The organism is Caulifigura coniformis, assembly GCF_007745175.1.
Taxonomy (GTDB): Bacteria; Planctomycetota; Planctomycetia; order Planctomycetales; family Planctomycetaceae; genus Caulifigura; species Caulifigura coniformis.
On the sequence record NZ_CP036271.1, the window covers coordinates 4,601,710 to 4,621,978 of the forward strand.

Here is a 20,269-nt window from a genome sequence, read left to right on the forward strand (position 1 = left end):
CAGGCATCCGGATTGCAAAAGCGCTTCACTGCCGGAACGGATGCGATTCATGCCGTCGACGGTGTCAGCATCGATCTGATCGCCGGTGAGACCGTGGCAATCATGGGGGCTTCCGGATCAGGAAAGACTACGCTGCTCCACCTGCTCGGGGGGTTGCTCCGCCCCGATTCAGGAATTCTCCGTTTCGCGGGAGCCGATCTGGCCACTTTGTCCGATGCCGCGCTCACTTCATTGAGATGCGAGCGCATGGGAATCGTCTATCAGTCGTCGAACCTGATTCCGACGCTTTCGGCCCTCGACAACGTCGCGCTGCCGATGCTGCTCAACGGCTCGTCGCGCACGACGGCACGCGCGGCGGCGCACGAGCGTCTGCGGGAAGTCGGCCTGGGGGCCAGGGCACTGCACCGGCCGGGCCAGATGTCGGGCGGCGAGCAACAGCGAGTCGCCATCGCCCGGGCCTTGATTGCGAAACCGGAACTGGTCCTCGCAGACGAGCCTACCGGAAGCCTCGATCGCCAGAATTCGCTGGATGTCTGCCAGCTCCTGCATCAGGTCGCGGCCGACAGATCGCGATCGGTCGTCATCGTCACGCATGACCCGGCAGTGGCGCTGCTGGCCGATCGCATCCTGGTGCTTTCAGACGGGAAGCTGGTCTCGGAGATATCGCGCGCAGATGTCGCGACGGCCGAGGAAGTCGCGATCTATTGCATGAGAGTCGCCCGGCGAAACCAGGTGTTTGCTCCGTCGTCGCCGGGGATCTAGGCATGTGTCAGCTGCGTCGCTCCCTTGCATGTGCGGGCAGAGCGACGCAGCCGGCCATCCTCTTGTTCATTTCAGATCGAGCGTCAGCGTCCCGATTCGCGAAACCGGTCCACCCGAGGGCTGAGCGGCGTCGGTCGAGGCGACCGAGATCCGGACTTCAACCATGTATCGGCCTGGGTGTTTGACGGGAATCGACACGATTCCCAGTTCCGTCTCCCCTGTCTCGCTCCATTCACCTGGCCCGGAGACCGTCACGCGGCACTGATCCGCCGGGTTCCCGTCGTCGAGTACGATCAGGCTGAGTGATTCGCCGTCCCACTTGGGAAAGAAGTCGACTTTCATGGCCTCGTTGGGCTTCGACTTCAGCGACTCCCCTTTCGAGAGCGCGGCGTACTTGGCATAGAACTCCGAGCGGCCGGAACTGGCACCCATGCCTTCGCGGCCGCCACGACTTCCCCGCTCACCGCCGAAGCCGCCCCTCCCCCCACCGGGACGACCTTCACCCTCGAGTCCCCCCTGGGGGCGGCCGGTGCTCTGTCCGGGGGACATCGCCCGCACTGGCGGGAGATACACGACCTCAAGCTCGGCAGGTGCGGGGGCATCAAGCCTGGCAGACAGGACTGCGAGTTCACCCGCCACATGCCGGGTCACGCTCATCGCCTGACGCTGGTCTGAATGGACGGAGAACACCTTGACGTCGGCATTCGCGTCCAGCATCGCGCTGCTTCCGGGCTGCGGTCCATCGGCAAAACTGATCGCCACCCTGTTGGCACTTGAGTTTCCCGCCTGGGGATAGACCCAAATCCCATGGGCGAACGCCGCGGATGCTGACAGTGCGAATGAACCGGTGATGGAGAAAACGAGACGACGACGAACGTTCATTGGAAGCCTGCTGCACGGAAGTCGGGAAAAGACATGGAACGTGAGACACGCTCGATCAGCGGACCCCATTGGCCAGCATCTCGTGCATGCCGATTCCGACATACGTTGCCGAGGCAACGCTGAGGAGCAGGCAGATTCCACCCAGGACGCGTGTCCGCTTGATCTGCCACCACATCACGATTCCGGAGATGCCCCAGAACACCATGATCAAAGACATCGCGTCGACGATCATCGCCCAGACAAAGCGAATCGGGTTGTCATCGGCCGGATAGCCGTGCGCCATATGCATCCGGAGCAGGAACGATCGGGCCGACATGGCAAGCCCTTCCGCGCCCTCGGGGACCGGCTGGCCCGTCACGGAACCGATCAGTGGGTTGTAGGAGGCCTGCCACTTCTTTCCGGCCGACTCCATCTGGAACGACAACGGCGTGACGCGGACCTCCGACACACGGACGCCATCCATCTTCAAACGTGACAGGACGGTGCTCAGTCCATCCTCAATGCGGTCGAACGGCGAGGCCTTCAGGAGGAGACCACTCTTCACTTCGAACGGGGCCGCAGCACTTTCTGTCGATGATTCACCGAAACCGCCACGTCCGCCGCGACCGCCGCCGCCGCGGCCCCCGAGTCCGCCCACCGCCAATTCGCGAATCGATCCGGTTCCGCTCGTCCCCAGGCTGACGCTGTAGGCCTTTCCGTCGCTGCCGATGAGACTGGCGCCGAGTCCGCCACGACCGAACGAGATGCGGTCGGCATCCAGGAGTTCATACTGGTCCTTTCCGCTGGCGTTGATCGCGGCGACGACTTCGGCCGCCATCGCGGCCGGCCTCTGCAGTTCGCTGAGGGGCGTTCCCTTGATCAGGCGATTGGTGATCGAGGTGGTTGGCTGGTCTGACCAGACCTCCGGATGGTTAAACAGGAAGCCGGTCACACCGTACAGGAATACCCAGGGGACCAGCAGCAGGCCCGCGTACAAGTGACCGCGCCGCGTCAGGTGCATCGACGTCTTGCCAAGCTTGCTGCGCTTGGGAGCAGGCGCCTTCGCCGGTGGAACGGCCGGGCGATCTTTGCGGGCTTGCTGGAGCGGTGAAAGCTTCTCCACCGGTGGCGGGGGCGCGGAAACGGACGCGGAAGGGGGTGGTGTCATGGACGTGGAGTCAGCGGAGAAGGAAAGACCACTGGAGTGCAGGCCGGCTCTCGAGCGTGACCACCGGGCAGCGACTCTTGGGAGAGCATCTCACGCGGTCAAACGGACTGCGCGGATCACACCCTCGATTCATGTTGAGTCTCAGTTGCAATGAAAATCTAGTGGCCTCGGTGTGGCTTGCAACTGACTCACCCAACAATCCCAGCCAGTGCGGGCGATAGCCAAACGGCATGGAACATCGCGACACAAGCCATTATTTTTCAATGCCTTATGCGATCCAACTAGCCGGAGCGCCTTGGAGGAATCCGAGGCATCGGACGGTGGGGGAACCTTGAAAGTCACCTCTCCTTCCGATACAGAGCACGTCGTTGAGACTCAGTCTCAGTGTGATTTGGGTGTTCGAAGAGAAAGTGCGGAGACAAATGAACCTGTCGAGAAGGCGAGCCTTCACCCTCATTGAGCTGCTGGTCGTGATCGCGATTATCGCCATTCTGATTGCCCTGCTCTTGCCGGCCGTGCAGCAGGCCCGCGAAGCCGCCCGTCGGACCCAGTGCCGCAACAACCTGAAACAGATCGGGCTGGCGCTTCACAACTACATGTCGACCTACAACGAGGTGCTGCCCAATGCCGGCGGCCCCGGGGTCGGGTACCTCAATGACCACTCACCGCTCGCGCGGCTCCTGCCGTTCCTCGATCAGGCCAACCTACAGAACCTGATCGATTGGAACATCCAGATGGGGCATCCCGGCAGTGGAATCCTTCCCGAGGCGTTGCGTCCCATCGCCGCGACGTCGATTCCGACGTACCTCTGCCCCAGCATGGCGGGCAATCCCGTCACTGATATCACTCAGCAATCCGTGACCTACAAGACGGCCGGTGCGAGCTACGGAATGGTCCATGGGAACGGGCTGGATAGCGCGTTCCATGCGGGCTCGAATCCTGGAAACGGCCTGTGCTGGGCCAACGCCAAGATCCTGATTCGCGACATCACCGACGGCACGTCCAACACAATCGCCTTCGTCGAGGCCGTCGTCGGGCCCGGTTCGAACGCCACGCCTCCGGCCGCTTCGGAGAAGGCCGATCCCAGGCTGTGGCGAGCGAACGGATCGGCCAGCAACGCGGCCACCGGGCAGAATCAGGGTTATGACGCAATCGCTTCCGCCATCGGCGGCTGGACCGGCGGGAAGAACACGATGTGGCTCCGCGGCAGCGTCCCTAACGGTCCGGTCATGGCTCCGATCCTGACTCCGAACAGTAAAATCCCGGACTTTGGCTCGGGCTCCGCGAAGGCCGTCGCCTCTCGAAGCTTCCACTCCGGCGGAGTGTCTGTGCTGCTCTGCGATGGCAGCGTGCGCTTCGTCAGCGACAACATCGATCGGAATACCTGGCACGCACTCCTCAGCCGTTCCGGCGGCGAAGTGGTCGGAGAGTTCTAATCAGGATGCAGGGTACGAGCTGGCGATCGGCGTGAACGCAGGTCGAACGCCAGCTCGTCTTTTTCGTCTGGCAATGTCGTTCAATTCCGTGGATTCACTGATGAAGCCCCTGGGAAGTCTTTCGAACAGTTCGTCGCGAACGCTTGCGATGGTCGCTGTCCTTCACGCCGCGCTGATTGGCGGGGGCCTCAACCCTGTCGAGGCCGGAGAGTCAAAGCGAATTCTCCATGCGCAGGGGACGACCGAGCTGGCGGCCGTTCCCCGCAAGGTCGCCGTTCTGGATCTGGGCGCTCTCGATATTCTCGATTCGATCGGCGTCGAAGCGGCCGGAGTTCCATCGATGAAGCCGGAGGCGTGGCCGGACTACCTCGGGAAGTATGCGGGCGAAAAGTACGCCAAGATCGGTTCGTTGTTTGAGCCCGACCTCGAGGCCCTGCGGCAACTCAAGCCAGACCTGATTATCGTCGGCGGCCGCTCGGCCGGAAAATACCCGGACGTGAGCGCGATCGCCCCGACCCTCGATCTCTCTACGACGACTGTCGGTTTCATCCCGAGCGTGGTCCAGAACACGTTGACACTCGGATCAGTTTTCTCGCGCGAGAAGGAAGCCAGCGAGAAGGTGCTCGAACTGCTCGGCGAAATCCGGCAACTCCAGGTGAAGGCGTCCCAGCAGGGGCGCGGTCTGCTGCTGTTTGGAGTCGGTGACCGCGTCATGGCGCAGCAGCCGCTGACCCGCTTCGGCATCGTCTATGAGCTGATCGGCATCGAACCCGTCGTCACTGCGGAGGATGCACCTCCGCCCGGAGAACGCCGGCCGCGGAATGCCGCGCGCGGCGCCGGCGAGTCGGGCGTCCCCGATCCCGCAGCCGAGGCCCGGGAAAAAGAGCGGGCCGCGGTCGAGGCGGCCCGCTTCGCAAAGATCCTCGGGCGCGAGCCGGACTGGCTGTTCGTGATCGACCGCAACTCGGCCTTCAAGGAACGGGCCAACGCCAGCGACGTTCTTGCCGCGAACCCGGGAGTCGCCAAGTCGGGGGCATGGCAAAAGAAGAAAGTTGTGCATCTCGACGGGGCCGGCTGGTACCTCGTCGGCGGCGGGTTGCAGCAGCTGCGGAACAGCATCCGCCAGATCGACGCGGCGTTCGACAAGCACCCGCCTGCCGTGAAACCTGCGTCCTGACACCCACGGACTTCAACGATCCTGAGTCTCTCTTCTTCCAACGTTCTGCTGATTCGTATGCGACAACTGGTCTGGCCACTACTCGGGGTCATCGCCGCTCTCTTTTCCAGCCGGGTGGCAGGACAGGATCAAGTCGCGCCGATGGTCAAGGGGAGTGAGAACTTCAATGTTCCCTATGTGGAGTTCAAGTACCGCCAGCATGAGCGGCATCGCCTGAACCTCGTGGTCCCCGCACGGGTGGAAGGAAGCAGGCTTCCGCTCGTGATCTGGATTCACGGCGGCGCGTGGCGGGAAGGCAGCAAGGATGTGTGGCATCCTGCCCGTGTCATGTACGACAAAGGATTCGCGGTCTGCAGCATCAACTACCGGCTCAGCAACAGCGCGCCTTTTCCTGCACAGCTTCAGGATTGCAAGGCGGCAATCCGGTGGCTTCGTAAGAATGCGGATCGCTATGGCATCGATCCCGACCGAATCGGGGTGTGGGGCGCGTCAGCCGGAGGGCATCTCGCAGCGCTCGTCGGCACGACAGGCGACGTCGCACAGTTCGACATCGGCGAGAATCTCGACCAGTCGAGTTCCGTCAAATGCGTAGTCGACTACTACGGTCCGACAAATTTCCAGCTCATGAACGAGCAGGCCAAGGGTCTTCCGGGCGGCCCGGCACTCGATCATGACCACCCGAATTCACCGGAATCCCTGCTTCTCGGCGGCCCGGTCCAGCGCCTCTCGGCGGAGGCGCGACGCGCGGATCCCTGCGAGTATGTCACCGCCAACGATCCACCGTTTCTCATCATTCATGGGCAGCGCGACCCAGTCGTGGCACATGGACAGAGCGAATTGCTGGTGAAGTCGCTGAAAGAGGCAGGGATCGCAGTCGACTTTCGTTCCGTTCCGAGAGCCGGCCACGGGGACGGATTCGGAGATGCTGAACAGAAAGCCTCGGAAGACTTTCTTCGTCATCACCTCGCACCGAAGTGACACGCCCGGATGTTGCCTCTCGCGAAATCCTTTCGCATCGTCGTCTTCTCGAAAGGACGTCATGTGAGGTCCACGATGCTCGAACGAAATTCAGGGACATTGCAATTGCTTCGCGTGCTGATCGGGATCGGAGTGATCACGGCACATTTTGTCGTGGCCGGCTCCTTATGCGTCGCGCAGCCCCCGGTTCGCACAATTGGCAGAACCGTCGCCGACGAAGAGTCGGAACATTACCGATTTGAGCGATTCACGATGTCGAGCCCGGACGCAAGCCGTACCTGGCGAGTGAACCTTGCAATCCCGAAGGGTGCGACGCCTGATAATGGTTTTCCGTCGTTCTGGATGCTCGATGGCAACGCCTGCCTCCTGGAGTTCAACCAGGCGCTGCTGAAGGATCTGTCGACTCGGACGACACCGACCGTGCTGGTCTTTATCGGACACGACAACGATCTCCGAACCGACTCGCAGGCCCGTTACCGGGATTACACCCCCACGCTGACGTCGAGAACTGAGCCAGGAGCGGTCGCCGCCGTTACCGGCGGTGCTGATTCGTTTCTGGATGTCATTGAACGCGAAATCCGTCCGAAGGTCATGGAATCAGTCAAGCTCGCGCCAGGTCAGCAGACCCTCTGGGGGCACTCGCTGGGAGGCCTCTTCGTCCTCCATGCGTTCTTTACTCGCCCCGGCGCCTTCGACAACTACATTGCCGGCAGTCCTTCCTTGTGGTGGGACAAGGGAGTTGAGCTCGCTGAGGCAGAACGCTTCATCGAGCACAACGCCGGCCGTTCGAAACGCATCGTCATTCATCTCGGCGAGAAGGAGCGAACTGGTGAAGGTCGTCCCCGAGACACCAACAATCAGCGCGAAAAGGCGCATCTCGCTCGACTGGAAGGAGCGCCGCCGGACTCCGCACTCAAGCTGGCCGCACGACTCCAGAGTGTCACCGGCGTGAAGTCGTCGTATCAGGAATTCCCAGGACTGAGCCATGGTCCCATGTTTCGCGCTTCACTGATGCAGGCGCTGCAGGATGTCGGCGCCTCCGCGGGCAAAGGATTGACTCCCACTCCAGCGGCCGCCGCTCCCTGATTCCCAGACAAGTACGAGAGTGTCAGCTTCACTTCCGCCAACAACGCCAGCCAACCGGACGCGATCGCGTCGCGGGTCGCTGCTGCGCACGATGATCCAGTGGCACTGGGTCAGCTCGGCGCTGTGTCTGGCAGGGATGATTCTGTTCACCATTACGGGCATCACCTTGAACCATGCCGGAGAAATCGAGGCGAAGCCGGCGGTCCTCACTCGGACGCTCGAGATGCCCCGCGATGTTCTCGACACACTGAACGCGGCCGAGGCGAGTGACGCGGCCCCTGTCCCAAATCCGGTGGCGACCTGGCTCGCAGACCGGCTGGCGAGGCCCATTCCGGCCCATCCCGCCGAATGGTCGACCAGCGAAGTGTATCTCTCGATGCCTACGCCGGGCGTCGATGCCTGGCTGGTTGTCGATCGGGAGACGGGAGCCGTGGAATTCGAAAGATCCGATCGCGGATGGATCGCCTACTTCAATGATCTGCATAAAGCCCGGCATACCGGACTCGCGTGGAAGTGGTTCCTCGATCTCTTCGCGATCGCCACTCTCATCTTCTGCGTCACCGGCCTTTATCTCCTGTACTTCCATGCCAGGCATCGCCGGATGACCTGGCCGGTCGTTGCACTGGGGCTGGCCATTCCCTGGTTCCTGGCCCTGCTGATCAGTCATACCCGTTAAACGAGAAGGTGCCCGATGAGACGCATTGTTGTGGTCGCGCTGATGGCCGTCATGGCCGGTGCGACGTTGCGATCCAGCCCGGCCGAGGAGCCGAAGCCCAAGGCCGACGAGCTCCAGATGAAGTCGGACAAGATGGAGCTGAAGGTCGAGATTCCACAGCTCAACGTCTCCGAATACCACCGTCCTTACGTGGCGATGTGGATCCAGAACGAGAAGCAGGAAGTCGTCACGAATCTGGCGGTCTGGTATCAGCTCAAGGGAACCACCGACGGCGCCGGAACCAAATGGCTTCCCGACCTGCGGCAGTGGTGGCGGCGCTCAGGGCGGAACATCGAGTTCCCGGCCGATGGCATCTCTGCTCCATCACGCCCCGTTGGTGAGCACACGGTGACGATCGACGATCAGAAACTCGCGAAACTCTCCCCTGGCAAGTACGTCCTGCTGGTCGAAGCGGCCAGGGAGGTCGGCGGACGGGAACTACTCGAAATTCCGTTCCACTGGCCCGGCGACAAGTCGGTCACCTATCAGGTCGCCGGAAAGAAAGAACTGGGGAAGATCACCCTTACGGTGAAGCCCTGATCGACCTTGGTCACAAATTGAATTGAAGCCGTTGATCCCAGATTCAACGAGAGCATTTGACTACTCCCCATCCTCACAGGAGCTCACTGATGCCCCGCCCTCTGATCCTCGCGATCGCGCTCGTCCTGGTCTCGCCACTGACCGCCAATGCCCACAAGATGTGGCTCTTGCCGTCCGACACCGTATTGTCCGGCTCGGAGCCGCTGATCACCGTCGACGGCGCCATCTCGAACGATCTGTTCTACTTCAACCACCACGCGCTCCCGCTCGACACGCTGGTCATCACGGCCCCGGACGGTTCGCAGGTCGAAGGTGAAAGCAAGGCGATGCTCAAGTATCGCAGCGTGTTCGACGTCCCGCTGCGTCAGAAGGGAACCTACAAGATCGCCGTGCCGCGTTCGGGAGTGTTCGCCAGTTGGGAAGCCGATGGCAAGCCGCAGCGTTGGCGTGGAGCGGCCAAGGATGTCGCCGCGAAAATCCCCGCGAACGCCGAGAAGGTGGAAGTGTCCGAGACCGTCGGCCGCATCGAAACTTTCGTGACCAATGGCGCTCCGTCCGATCGCGCTCTGCAGACGACCGGCAAGGGGATCGAACTCATCCCGCTGACGCACCCGAATGACCTCTATGTCGGCTCCAAAGGACGCTTCCGCCTCCTGGTCGACGGCAAGCCGACCGGCGAACTGAAGATCGAAATGGTCCGCGGCGGCACGCGCTACCGCGACTCGCAGGACGAGATCCACGCCACCACGGACACCAACGGCGAGTTCGAAGTCGAATTCAAGGAGCCCGGCATGTACTGGATGGAGACCTCGACCAGCGACGCCAAGACGACCGTCTCGCAGGCGAAGACCCGGTACCTCAGCTATACCGCGACATTCGAAGTGCTGCCGAAGTAATTCGGACCACTGCGAGTATTCGAGAGTGGCGTGTGTTCGAGGTTGCCCCCATGCGAACCCGAGAATCGCGTCACTCTCTGTCTGAATTCTGGTGTGTCCGAGTTGGCAACGTGTCATCCGGCACTTTGCCGAGCCTCACTCGCGACTCAGCTCTCGGGCCGTACGTTGCGAGTACGACGTCAACTGCCCGCCCAGTCGGCTGTGGGCCACGACGTCTGGCCGTTCCGCTCGAGGCGCGTTCGGAATGTCGAACGGGTCCGGCGGCGGGCTTCCCCTCGCGTCATGCGGCCGTTCCCGGTCGTTGTGCACCTGGAACTCGCTGTTGATGTCGTTCAGGTGGCGACTGCCCACGATCGCGAACTTGTTCAGGCACCCGTGCTTGAGCGTCTGGATGAAGCGCTCGACGTGGGCTCGCAGGTTGGGTGACCGGAGCGTATTCTCGCCTCACCTTCACTCGTCCTGATGTGAGCACTCGAACGAACTCAGGGGCACAGTTCGAGTCATTGTCCCGCATCACAATCTCGGGCCTCCGTTCCACATCGTCCGCGTGCATCACGAAGTTGCGGGCCTGCTGCTCAACCCACGCCGGCTTGGGATGGTCGGTGCACCGACTGATCCAGCAACGGAGTGTGCCGAAGTGGAGGAACACCAGGATGTACAGGTCGCCCAGACCTTGAGCCGTCCACAGCGGCCTGGAGACGCAGTCGCACTGCCAGACCATGGCGCCATGCCGCCGCGCTACCACTCCGACATCGGCTACAGGTCCTCATCGTCAGGAGACAGCCCGATTGCTTCACACTTTGACCTGACCGAAGGTCGACGACCGAACTGAGCTATTGGAGCGAGTCAAAAAACCTCTGTTCTGATTCTGCATCTCCGACGAGTACCAGTTCGGCGTCCGCCGCGAGCCGGGTTTGTGGCGCTGGATGCGTGTCCAACCGCCCCCCCTGTTCGATCGCGACAACGTTGCACCCCGTCGTCTGCCGAAAACGACACTCTTGAAGCGTTTTTCCGATCAGTGGTGGCGGAACAGGAACGCGGAAGGCATCCAGACCATCGGCAAGCAGAAGCAACGTTCCACGCTTGAGCAGGTTGAACATCGTGCTCGCGCCGGTTGAGGCATAAGACATCACGAAGTCCGCCCCCGCGCGATGCAAGGTTGAAACATTCCGGTCCTGATTCGCGCGCGCCAGAATCTGGACATCCGACCTCAGCCGCCGGCAGTAGATTGCCAGGTAGACGTTGATATCGTCATCGTGAGTTGTGATCACGACTGACGAGCAGGTCATGATTCCAGCCGCCTTGAGCACATCCAGTTCTGCCGCATCTCCGATCACATACTGCCCCTTGACCCTCACGCGATCGGCATTGCGTTCAACGATTCGGTATTCCACACCCCGCTCACTGAGCGCCGTGGCAGTCGCCCGCCCGACTCGGCCGCCACCAACGATGATCACGGGGGCGTCGGACGTTGAATAGACGCAGAACAGCCCATCATACTCCTCGAGATCCGCTGCAGTGCCGGCGAGCAGCAGCACGGAGGTCGAAGTTATCAAAGTCTCCGGTCCCGCGAGCTCGAAACGCCCGCGATTCCAGACTCCCACGACATTCACCCGCGCATGTTCTGCCAGGCGAATCTCCTTCAGTGTCCGACCGACGAGAGGCGTACCTGCAGCGGCGGCCTCGGCAATGAGCAGTTCCTCGAACTCACCGACCACGTGACACTTCGCGTCACGCCCCAACACTCGCCTCGCTAATGCCTGCCCCAGCATCTCTCCCAGCTGTAACACCTCGTTGCAACCTGCGAGTTGCAGAATATCGACTGATGCAGGAGCAGCAGCCGTCGCAACTACAGAGACACTCGACGAAATCTCGCGGACCGTGAACGCGACATTCGTGTTCGTCGTGTCTTTGAGTGCTGTGACAACAAGCGCCGCTCGTTCGACTCCTGCACGCAAGTAGGTGTCGCGATCGTCGACCTCGCCAACCATGACAGAGTAACCGTCGTCATGCAGCCGCAGTGCTTCGGCCAGTTCACTGACCAGAACCACGTACGGGATCTCTGCTCGCTTCAGCATTCGAATCAATGATTGCTCGATGACTCCCAGTCCAGTCACCAGGACGTGTCGATTGATACGCGCCTGAACCTGTCGCGGGGCTCGGGCAGCCGCCTGAGCCTCCATCCACGGCGAATAGAAGAACTGGATGAACATGAACGGGAGCAACACCAGCATGAACACAGACCCCGACAGCAGCACAAAGACCGAGAACACCCGGCCAAGATCGGATTGGAACGTGATGTCGCCAAAACCCAGTGTCGACATCACGACCATGACCCAGTACACGGCAGTCGCCCAAGAATGCGATTGTCCTTCCCGCTCCATCAGCACATGGAAGACGACCGTAAACACACTCACAACAAGCACCAGGGCCAGCAGCAGCCGAGCCAGGGCCATCAAGTTGCGCCGCCGTGCAGGATGCGTCAGGAAAGAGAGAGCAACGGGAAGCGATTTCATGGACCGTGATGCGTCTGGAACTGCGGGTAGTGAACTCCAACCGGTCTCACCGCGTCGGCGGGCAGGCGGCAGAGCTTGACGTTCTGCAGCATCAACCTCGAGTCGAACGTCCGCCCGGCCACGAGCCGTCATCTCCAGCGCACAAGTTTCGTCTCAGAACAGCGAGTGTCGAATGACATTCGTGATAATTCGAACGGCGTCTTCCGGCGAGTCATCGCGGCAATGGATGAACGGACCAGGCTCCAGCGCACAACTGATGTCCAGACTGCTGTCGATCACCGCAGGTCGGCCGTCCAGTCGAAGTCCTTCCAGAGTGTCGACGGTATCCAGCGACGAAGTGTCGCGATCAGTTCGAGGGAGTGGCTGGACCTGAGTCCCCTGCGTGGCAAGTAGTGGCCGCGCAGAGCATCCGTCTTGAGTTCACAGGCGGGCCCATCAATCAGAATTCCCCGAGGACTTCACCGCCCTTGCGCGAAAGCACTCCTGCGAAGGTCTTCAGGTCGATGTTCTGATTGAGCCATCGCACGCTCCCGTCGCAGAAGAGGAAGAACGCTCCCCCTGTGTGGAAGCTGTGGAAATCCTGATGGCCGGGGTCACATCCCAGTCCTCCTTCCGGCGTGACAAGACCGAAGGGGCGGCAGCTATCCCATGGTGAGGTCGAGCTGATGATGCCGTTCAGCGGCGCTGACTGGTCCATGAGATTCTTGTGCCCCGCCCACTGACCGAAGATCGCGTTGGGAGCCTCTCCGAGCATGACGGTATTGGAGAGTCCGTCCGTGATGTCGCGTACACCGACGGCGCTTTCTGACAGCAATCGCATCGGTCCCCGTCCCGCCGAGTCGTTCTGGTCACTGTGACTGTTCGCACATCTCGCAGGATGACACCTGAGATTTCGTTCGCCCCAGTTCCCCGCGTAATCGTTCCGACCGTACAGCCTGGTCGTTGACAGTGGGGTGTCGCCATTGGCTTTGAGATCCTGGGACTTCGGATTCGTCGGGCAGATGAAGACTGCGAGCCGTGTCTGTGCGAGTGGCACATTGCTGCCTTGCGAGTACCACAGGTTCATGTCCCATTGATTGTAGAGCGGCCCCTGATCGAGATAGGGCAGCAGCACGGTTCCCCAGCTGGCATAACGGGACATCGTTGCCCAGGCATTGAGGTTCGCAGGAGTCGGGTTGGCCACAGCGGAATCCGGAAGCGAAATCGCCGGCCCCCCTTTCGGAAACATGCGCATGGCCGATTCGTAGTTGTGCATCGCCAGCCCCATCTGCTTCAGGTTATTGCGACACTGGGTCTTCCGGGCGGCCTCGCGCGCTTGTTGCACGGCGGGCAACAGTAACGCGACAAGGACGGCAATCACGGCGATGACGACCAGGAGTTCGATCAGCGTGAACCCGCGACGAATTCTGAAGAGAGAGGACATTGGTATTTCATTTCGAGGCGACGCCGATCGGCAGCGTGAAGTCACGAACGCAACGATCGCGAGCGAAAGCATGCCGTCCAAGGACGCGAAAGCCGACCATCACCTGGTGGTTCTCAGCCAGGTGGTCACCCCCTGCAGGGGAAGATGGACGATAGACGGGACCGGCCGTCTCGACAAACTCGCCTGTCGCCCCCCTTTGCGCAGTGTTGCAGATGGCCGATGACACGGTTACCTTCGCCGCCGACATGGGTGCTTCAGGCGTGTCGCCTGGAGAGAATAGGGAAGACGGTGAAATTCCGTCGCGGGGCCGCCGCCGTAACTGGTCAGGTCCATCCCAATTGCCACTGCTGTTCGGTCGCCATTTGAGCCGAGACGCGGGAAGGCGGGATGGATTCGCCGGGAGCCGGAAGACCTGCCCATGGTCCATTTCGCCTGGCCCTCGGTCTTGGGGCATCGCGAAAGCCTTCGAACTCTGATCGCGAGCGTGTCCGGAGATTCATTCTCCTGATGGCGTTCGTGCCCATCGTTCCAATACGACCGCTGAAGTCATGCTCTTTTCGCGTTACGCCACCTGTATTCGCTGTTGCGCCTTGCTGATCATTACCGCCGTCGGCTTACCTGCTCGCGCGGAAATCATCACCTTCGACGATCTCCCGCCTGGGCAAGGCACCCAATACAGCGGAGCGGATGTCGTAGGAAGCTACTACTACGGCGATTCGCCTGACGGCGTCATCGTTGAAGGCACCTACGGCCCTGTTTACGAGAGCACGTTTACCAGCGGGGGAGCAGGGTTCATCAATCGGGTCGATCAGACGTATGGGAGCTGGAGCGGGTTCTCCTACTCGAACGTCAGCGACATCGTGACACCCGGCTTCGAGAACCAATATGCGGCCTACACCCTTTCCGATCCGGGATCTGGAATGGGGCCGGGTGTTGACAACTACGGGATTGCATTTGGCTACGACGACATCGTTCCCAATCTGTTCGATCCTGACGCGTTCGACCCGACGGACATTGCTGACCTGTTCCGCCTGCCGACCCTCAGCCTTCCCACCGGCATGGCGGCAGTGGGGATGTACGTCACAAACACGACTTATGCCGCTCTGTCAATGCTCGGTGGCGACAGCTTCGGCAAGACATTCGGAGGTGCGAGCGGGGACGACCCCGACTGGTTCAAGCTCACTGCCTATGGCATCGGTGCTGACGGCCTGGCAATGGCCGAGTCGGTCGAGTTCTACCTCGCGGACTATCGGTTTGACGACAATTCATTGGACTACATCGTCGACGATTGGACCTGGATGGATCTCTCGGCCCTTGCGGACGCGAAAAGTCTCCACTTCAACCTGGCATCGAGCGACGCGGGTGACTTTGGGATGAACACCCCCGCGTATTTCGCAATGGACGATCTGCAACTTGAAGCCGTGCCGGAGCCGACGAGCCTGATGTTCGCGGCTGTTACGGGGCTGGGGGTCGTCCTTCGGAGGCGCGGCCTTCGAAAGAAATCTGCTTAAGGCCAGGTCACCTGACGAGCCAGGGACGTACTCGACGATCTTCTGTGGTCTTGTCGTCCCGTGGACGGATAGCGAGGCGATGAACGCGCTGGGGTTCCAAGCCGAGAAAGACTCCCTGCACTGGGGCCTCGTCGCCGGAACGCAGAACGCCCGGGTTCTTGTTGCCCACGATCGATTACGTCCGCCAATTGACTGTCGAGAAATCGACTGGCTCATCTGGCTTCGTGCGCAAGTCCACTCGTTGCTCCAACAGCATGAACCTGACGCCGTTGGAGTTCACCTGATGGATGCGACTCTGGTGTGGGAGGCCTCTCCGAAGTCCTTTGAGAATGTCATTCGACGTGCTCGGCTGGAGGGTGTCCTCCTGGAGGCCACTCGGCCGCGTCGTGTGACGATCTCCGAGGAGTCTCGAGGTCAGTCAGGTTCACATTCGTCCGGCCGCCTGACCAGACTAAGCTTCTGCCAGTCTGATGGGGCAAAAGTCGACTGGAGGCTCATTCCAAGCACAAGTCGTCGCCAGGCAATTGTTGTCGCGGCCTCGTTGCTACCGGAAGCGCCCGCTCCAATCGCCGCCGCAGGAAGTCCGCGGTCGACTTCTGGCCCTCCCGCCGCGTCAAGGTAGTTGCAGTTCACGTGCGGTGGGGCATCAGGCTCTTTTTCTCGGGAGTGTAAGCCTCGCGTTTTGTTTACTTCGCGAGTGACTTGCTTGCACGGGCGACCTCAAGCAAGGCCTTGACGTAATCGATCTCCAGATCGTTTTTGCGAAGCCCAAGAAAGATCTGCTTGTCGATTCCGGTTTTCCCGAGTCGAACCGGGAAGATTTCGAATCGCGCCTGCTGTTCCTTGACGAGCCATCGCGGCAAGGCCGCAACACCGCGACCACAGGCCACCATTTGCAGGATGATGTCGGTGGTTTCGATGAGTTTGTGTCTCGCCGGCACCACTCCGGCTGGCGCCAGAAAGTAATTGAACACGTCGAGGCGGTCGACGGACACCGGGTAGGTAATCAGCGTTTGATCGGCCAGTTGCTCGGCCTCTGCATACTTCGCCTTCCGGAGTGGGTGGCCCGGCCCAACAACGAGAACTTGCTCGTAGTCGAAAACTGGCTCGAAGAAGAGTCCCTGTCGTTTGAGCGGATCCGGAGTGACAAGCACATCGATGTCGTGTCCGGTCAGCGCATCAATTCCGCCGAACTGAAACTTCTGAATGACGTCCAGATCGACGTCCGGCCAGGCTTCCAGAAAGGGCTCTGCGATCTTCAACAACCACTGGTAGCAGGGATGACATTCCATCCCGACCCGAAGTGTCCCGCGCTCCCCCTGCGCGAACTGACGCAGCTGCTGTTCCGCGCGTTCAAACTGCGGGAGGAGCCGATTCGCCACTTCGAGGAGGTATTGACCTCCTTGAGTGAGGCGAAGAACTCGTCCTTCCCGGTCCCAGATCTTCAGCCCGAGCGATTCTTCCAGCTTGCGAATCGAGTGACTGAGCGCAGGCTGAGTGACGTAGAGCGACTCAGCGGCGGCCGTCACCGAACCCCCTCGATCGATCGCCCTGATGATTTCGAGGTGACCTCGTTGGATCGTCGACAGCATTTGGGGTCCCTCCCGTACATGAGCAGTATTCATGAATACGTGAGAATTTATCATTTTTCATCATTTCAGGGGAAGAGTAGGCTCTGGGCGTCTCAAACACTCAGAGTCTCAAGACCGAACGAAACAAGGTCATCTCATGATCACGTCGCACAATCTGGGCTTCCCCCGCATCGGAGCAGAACGCGAACTGAAGTTCGCGCAGGAAACCTACTGGAAGGGACAGTCGAGCCTCGCTGACCTCAAGGCCGTCGGCGCCGAACTCCGTCGGCAGAACTGGCAGACGCAGGCCTCGCTGGACCTGGTACCGGTCGGCGACTTCGCGTTCTACGACCAGATGCTCGACATGAGCTTCACGCTCGGGAATCTCCCGGAGCGGGTCCGCGGTTACGAGGGGGACCTTCTCGACAACTACTTCCGCGTGGCTCGAGGACGCTCAGCACCACAGGCAATGGGTTCGAACCCGGAAGGCGTCGCCGCCGGTGAAATGACCAAGTGGTTCGACACCAACTACCACTACATCGTTCCCGAGTTCACCGCTGGTTCCGAGTTCAAGCTGGATGCGGCTCGCCTCGTCGACCAGATCCGGGAAGCCAAGGCCGTCGGAGTGAACGTCAAGCCGGTCATCGTCGGCCCGGTCACTTACCTGGCGCTCGGAAAAGCGAAAGACGATTCCGACAACCTCGCTCTGCTGCCCAAACTGCTCACGGTCTATCAACAGCTGCTGGAGACGGTCGCCAACGAAGGCTGCGAATGGATCCAGGTCGATGAATCGATCCTGGTCACCGAACTGGAATCGGCCTGGCAGAAGGCGTTCGAGACGGCCTACCAGGCGCTGAGCACCAGCAAGGTCAAGATCCTGCTGACAACGTACTTCGGCCCGCTGCTTGCGAATCTGCCTCTTGTCGCCGCCCTGCCGGTTGCTGGCGTGCATCTCGATGCCGCTAATGCCCGCGAAGAAGTCGCGACGTTGATTCAGAAGCTGCCGGCCGATCGCGTGCTGTCGCTGGGCGTCATCAACGGCCGCAACATCTGGAAGACCGATCTCAACGGCCTGCTCGATTGGCTGGAGCCGATCGCGAAGCAGCTCGGCGATCGTCTTTGGATCGCTCCGTCGTGCTCGCTGCTGCATGTGCCGGTCGACCTCGACAGCGAGAAGAAGCTCGACGGCGAGATCAAATCCTGGCTGGCTTTTGCGAAGCAGAAGCTCGAAGAACTCCGCGTCGTCAAGCAGGCGCTGGCCGGCGGCCGAGGCTCGGTGGAAGCCGAACTCAAAGCCAATCAGGCCGCAATCGCATCGCGTCGTCAGTCGCTTCGAGTGAATAACCCGGCTGTCAAAGCCGCCGTCGCCAAGATCGACGCGAAGCTCGGTGAGCGGAAGAGCGAGTTCCCGAAGCGCGCAGAAAAGCAGGCTGCGATCCTCAAGCTTCCCAAGTTCCCGACGACGACCATCGGCTCATTCCCGCAGACGGCCGACATTCGCCGAGCCCGTAATCAGTTCAAAGCCGGCAAGATTGATGAGACCAGCTACACCGCAGCGATGGAGAACGAGATCGCCCGGTGCGTCCGCGAGCAGGAAGCTTTGGGGCTCGACGTCTTTGTGCACGGTGAAGCCGAGCGCAACGACATGGTTGAGTACTTCGGCGAGCAGCTCGACGGGTACGCCTTCAGCGAGTTCGGCTGGGTGCAGTCGTACGGCTCCCGTTGCGTGAAGCCGCCGATCCTGTTCGGCGACATCAGCCGGCCGAAGCCAATGACGGTCCGCTGGATCAAGTACGCCCAGTCGCTGACGAAGAAGCCGATGAAGGGAATGCTGACCGGCCCGGTCACGATCCTGAACTGGTCGTTCGTTCGCGACGATCAGCCGCGTTCAGTTTCCTGCAAGCAGATCGCCCTGGCGATTCGCGACGAGGTGCTCGACCTCGAGAAGGCCGGCGTGCAGGTCATCCAGATCGATGAGGCCGCGCTCCGCGAAGGTCTGCCGCTCCGGCGTTTCCAGTGGAAAGAGTACCTCGACTGGGCCGTGGAGTCGTTCCGGATCGCCGCGAACGGTGTGTCGGATAGCACGCAGATCCACACCCATATGTGCTACTCGGAGTTCAACGACATCATCGAAGCGATCGCCCAGATGGATGCCGACGCGATCACGATCGAAACCTCCCGTTCGGATATGGAGCTGCTGGAAGCCTTCGAGACGTTCAAGTACCCGAACGATATCGGCCCGGGTGTGTACGACATCCACTCGCCCAACATCCCCACCGAGAAGCACATCGTCGGGCTGATGCAGAAGGCGGCGGAGCGGATCCCCGCCGAACGCCTTTGGGTGAATCCGGATTGCGGCCTGAAGACGCGGCAATGGGAAGAGGTGATTCCGGCCCTGACCAACATGGTCGCGGCCGCGAAGACGCTTCGAGTCACTACGAACGCTCAGTAAGAAAAGATCGTCGGTCACTTGGGCGGCGACGAACAAGGCCACTGACCTCAAGAAGTCGGCCGGTCTCGAGCGAAGTCCTTCTATCGCATTGTCAGTTCTGAAAGCTTGATTGCGGGGTCAACATGAACATCAGAGACGCCTACGGTCCGAATCGCTTTGGATTGTCATTCGAGGTGTTTCCGCCGAAGTCCCTGGAGGGAGACCGTCAGCTCGCGACTGAGTTGGAAAAGCTTGCTGAATGTCGGCCTGCATTCATTTCCTGCACGTACGGAGCCGGCGGATCGACCAGTAAGCGGACGTTGGAATGGTGCGGCAGGATTCAGCAGGAGTTCTCAACTCCGGCAATGGCCCACCTGACCTGCCTCAACTCGACCGCTGACAGTCTCAAGCACTGGATGCGGCAGGCGTTCGATAGCGGAATCAACAATCTGATGGTCCTGAGGGGCGATCTTCCCAGAAACGCATCGACTGGCGGCGAAGAAGCCCCGGGCGGCCTTCGCAGGGCCCATGAACTCGTGACGCTTGCCCGCGAGCTGTCCGACAGCATTGGAATCGGCGTGGCCGGCTATCCCGAAAAGCACCCGGAATCGCCCGATGATGAGACGGACCTGCTCCACCTTGGCACGAAGGTGCGGTGTGGCGCCGATGCCGTCTTCACTCAGCTGTTCTTCGACAATCGGACCTTCCTCGCGTTCCGCGATCGAGCAATTCGGGCCGGGATCCAAACTCCAATCGTCCCTGGCATCATGCCGGTCACGGAGTATGACAGTCTGGTCCGAATCAGCTCACTCTGCGGGTCGGTGATTCCGGACGAGTTGCAAAGCGGACTCGAGGCCGCGCGTCATGATCCTGTCGCGCAGTTCGAATTCGGTGTCGACTACGCAATCCAGCAATGCCGAGACCTCATCAGGCATGGAGTTCCAGGAATCCATTTCTACGTTCTCAACAAGGCGGCCGCGGTCCGTCTGATCGTCCGTGAGTTGTTGTTCGATGCCCGCGACTTGAGTCCGATCGCCGGTCGCACACCTGGCAAGCAGCTGGCAAGCTGCGACAAAGATCTCGTTGCGGCGAGGCAAACAGAAACGTGGTACTGATGCGGCCGTGCGAGATCGCGGCGATGAACAAATCGTGGCCCAATCGACTCCTTGAGACCGAACGACTCAATCAATCGAGGCGT

The 20,269-nt window shown here is 60.9% G+C and carries 17 protein-coding genes and 1 riboswitch; of the genes, 11 read left to right on the plus strand and 6 right to left on the minus strand.

Features of this window, described 5'->3' with window-relative positions; translation table 11 throughout:
- Nucleotides 1-12 precede the first annotated feature (12 nt).
- On the plus strand, nt 13-762 hold the full coding sequence (locus tag Pan44_RS18585) for an ABC transporter ATP-binding protein (protein ID WP_231754094.1): 750 nt from the start codon (nt 13-15) through the stop codon (nt 760-762).
- A 66-nt stretch (nt 763-828) separates the two neighbouring features.
- On the opposite strand, the gene Pan44_RS18590 is transcribed toward Pan44_RS18585, so the two are convergent.
- Both Pan44_RS18590 and Pan44_RS18595 read right to left on the minus strand, forming a co-directional pair.
- The gene (locus Pan44_RS18590; protein WP_145032023.1) at nt 829-1,479 is read right to left on the minus strand and encodes a DUF4198 domain-containing protein; all 651 of its coding nucleotides are present in this window, start codon (nt 1,477-1,479) and stop codon (nt 829-831) included.
- Between the two features lie 220 nt (nt 1,480-1,699).
- The gene (locus Pan44_RS18595; RefSeq protein ID WP_145032026.1) at nt 1,700-2,791 is read right to left on the minus strand and encodes a hypothetical protein; all 1,092 of its coding nucleotides are present in this window, start codon (nt 2,789-2,791) and stop codon (nt 1,700-1,702) included.
- Between the two features lie 422 nt (nt 2,792-3,213).
- Here Pan44_RS18595 and Pan44_RS18600 point away from each other — a divergent pair, with 422 nt between their 5' ends.
- The 7 genes from Pan44_RS18600 (at nt 3,214) to Pan44_RS18630 (ending at nt 9,619) form a co-directional block, all read left to right on the plus strand.
- Nucleotides 3,214-4,227 (plus strand): DUF1559 domain-containing protein, encoded by a 1,014-nt coding sequence (locus Pan44_RS18600; protein WP_145032029.1) that lies wholly within the window; start codon nt 3,214-3,216, stop codon nt 4,225-4,227.
- Nucleotides 4,228-4,375: 148 nt separating this feature from the next.
- A complete protein-coding gene (locus Pan44_RS18605) occupies nt 4,376-5,404 on the plus strand; it encodes a siderophore ABC transporter substrate-binding protein (RefSeq protein WP_197453451.1) in 1,029 nt (342 codons plus the stop codon).
- Nucleotides 5,405-5,461: 57 nt separating this feature from the next.
- Nucleotides 5,462-6,382: an alpha/beta hydrolase gene (locus tag Pan44_RS18610; RefSeq protein WP_145032035.1), complete on the plus strand. Its 921-nt coding sequence runs from the start codon at nt 5,462-5,464 to the stop codon at nt 6,380-6,382.
- A gap of 75 nt (nt 6,383-6,457) precedes the next feature.
- Nucleotides 6,458-7,468 carry an alpha/beta hydrolase gene (locus tag Pan44_RS18615; protein WP_197453452.1) on the plus strand — a complete coding sequence of 337 codons (1,011 nt, stop codon included), beginning with the start codon at nt 6,458-6,460 and terminating at the stop codon, nt 7,466-7,468.
- Nucleotides 7,469-7,487: 19 nt separating this feature from the next.
- Nucleotides 7,488-8,144, plus strand: a complete 657-nt coding sequence (locus Pan44_RS18620) for a PepSY-associated TM helix domain-containing protein (protein ID WP_197453453.1) — start codon at nt 7,488-7,490, stop codon at nt 8,142-8,144.
- Between the two features lie 15 nt (nt 8,145-8,159).
- Complete coding sequence (locus Pan44_RS18625; RefSeq protein ID WP_145032042.1) at nt 8,160-8,723, plus strand: DUF2271 domain-containing protein; 564 nt, start codon at nt 8,160-8,162, stop codon at nt 8,721-8,723.
- Nucleotides 8,724-8,812: 89 nt separating this feature from the next.
- Nucleotides 8,813-9,619, plus strand: a complete 807-nt coding sequence (locus Pan44_RS18630; RefSeq protein WP_145032045.1) for a DUF4198 domain-containing protein — start codon at nt 8,813-8,815, stop codon at nt 9,617-9,619.
- A 135-nt stretch (nt 9,620-9,754) separates the two neighbouring features.
- Here the strand turns inward: Pan44_RS18630 and Pan44_RS28350 are convergent, their stop codons facing one another.
- The 3 genes from Pan44_RS28350 to Pan44_RS18645 form a co-directional block, all read right to left on the minus strand.
- Nucleotides 9,755-10,036, minus strand: a complete 282-nt coding sequence (locus tag Pan44_RS28350) for an integrase core domain-containing protein (protein WP_145035101.1) — start codon at nt 10,034-10,036, stop codon at nt 9,755-9,757.
- Nucleotides 10,037-10,452: 416 nt separating this feature from the next.
- Entirely contained in the window at nt 10,453-12,075 is a 1,623-nt protein-coding gene (locus tag Pan44_RS18640; protein WP_197453454.1) for a potassium channel family protein, read from the minus strand.
- Between the two features lie 499 nt (nt 12,076-12,574).
- Nucleotides 12,575-13,558 (minus strand): DUF1559 domain-containing protein, encoded by a 984-nt coding sequence (locus Pan44_RS18645; protein ID WP_197453455.1) that lies wholly within the window; start codon nt 13,556-13,558, stop codon nt 12,575-12,577.
- A gap of 230 nt (nt 13,559-13,788) precedes the next feature.
- Nucleotides 13,789-13,992, plus strand: a riboswitch (cobalamin riboswitch).
- 114 nt (nt 13,993-14,106) lie between these two features.
- On the opposite strand from Pan44_RS18645, the gene Pan44_RS18650 reads away from it, so the two are divergent.
- A complete protein-coding gene (locus Pan44_RS18650) occupies nt 14,107-15,069 on the plus strand; it encodes a DUF4465 domain-containing protein (RefSeq protein ID WP_145032054.1) in 963 nt (320 codons plus the stop codon).
- Between the two features lie 686 nt (nt 15,070-15,755).
- On the opposite strand, the gene Pan44_RS18655 is transcribed toward Pan44_RS18650, so the two are convergent.
- Nucleotides 15,756-16,661 (minus strand): LysR family transcriptional regulator, encoded by a 906-nt coding sequence (locus Pan44_RS18655; RefSeq protein ID WP_145032058.1) that lies wholly within the window; start codon nt 16,659-16,661, stop codon nt 15,756-15,758.
- Between the two features lie 136 nt (nt 16,662-16,797).
- On the opposite strand from Pan44_RS18655, the gene metE reads away from it, so the two are divergent.
- The gene (gene metE, locus Pan44_RS18660; RefSeq protein WP_145032063.1) at nt 16,798-19,092 is read left to right on the plus strand and encodes a 5-methyltetrahydropteroyltriglutamate--homocysteine S-methyltransferase; all 2,295 of its coding nucleotides are present in this window, start codon (nt 16,798-16,800) and stop codon (nt 19,090-19,092) included.
- A 122-nt stretch (nt 19,093-19,214) separates the two neighbouring features.
- A complete protein-coding gene (gene metF / locus Pan44_RS18665) occupies nt 19,215-20,186 on the plus strand; it encodes a methylenetetrahydrofolate reductase [NAD(P)H] (RefSeq protein ID WP_145032067.1) in 972 nt (323 codons plus the stop codon).
- Nucleotides 20,187-20,269 lie beyond the last annotated feature (83 nt).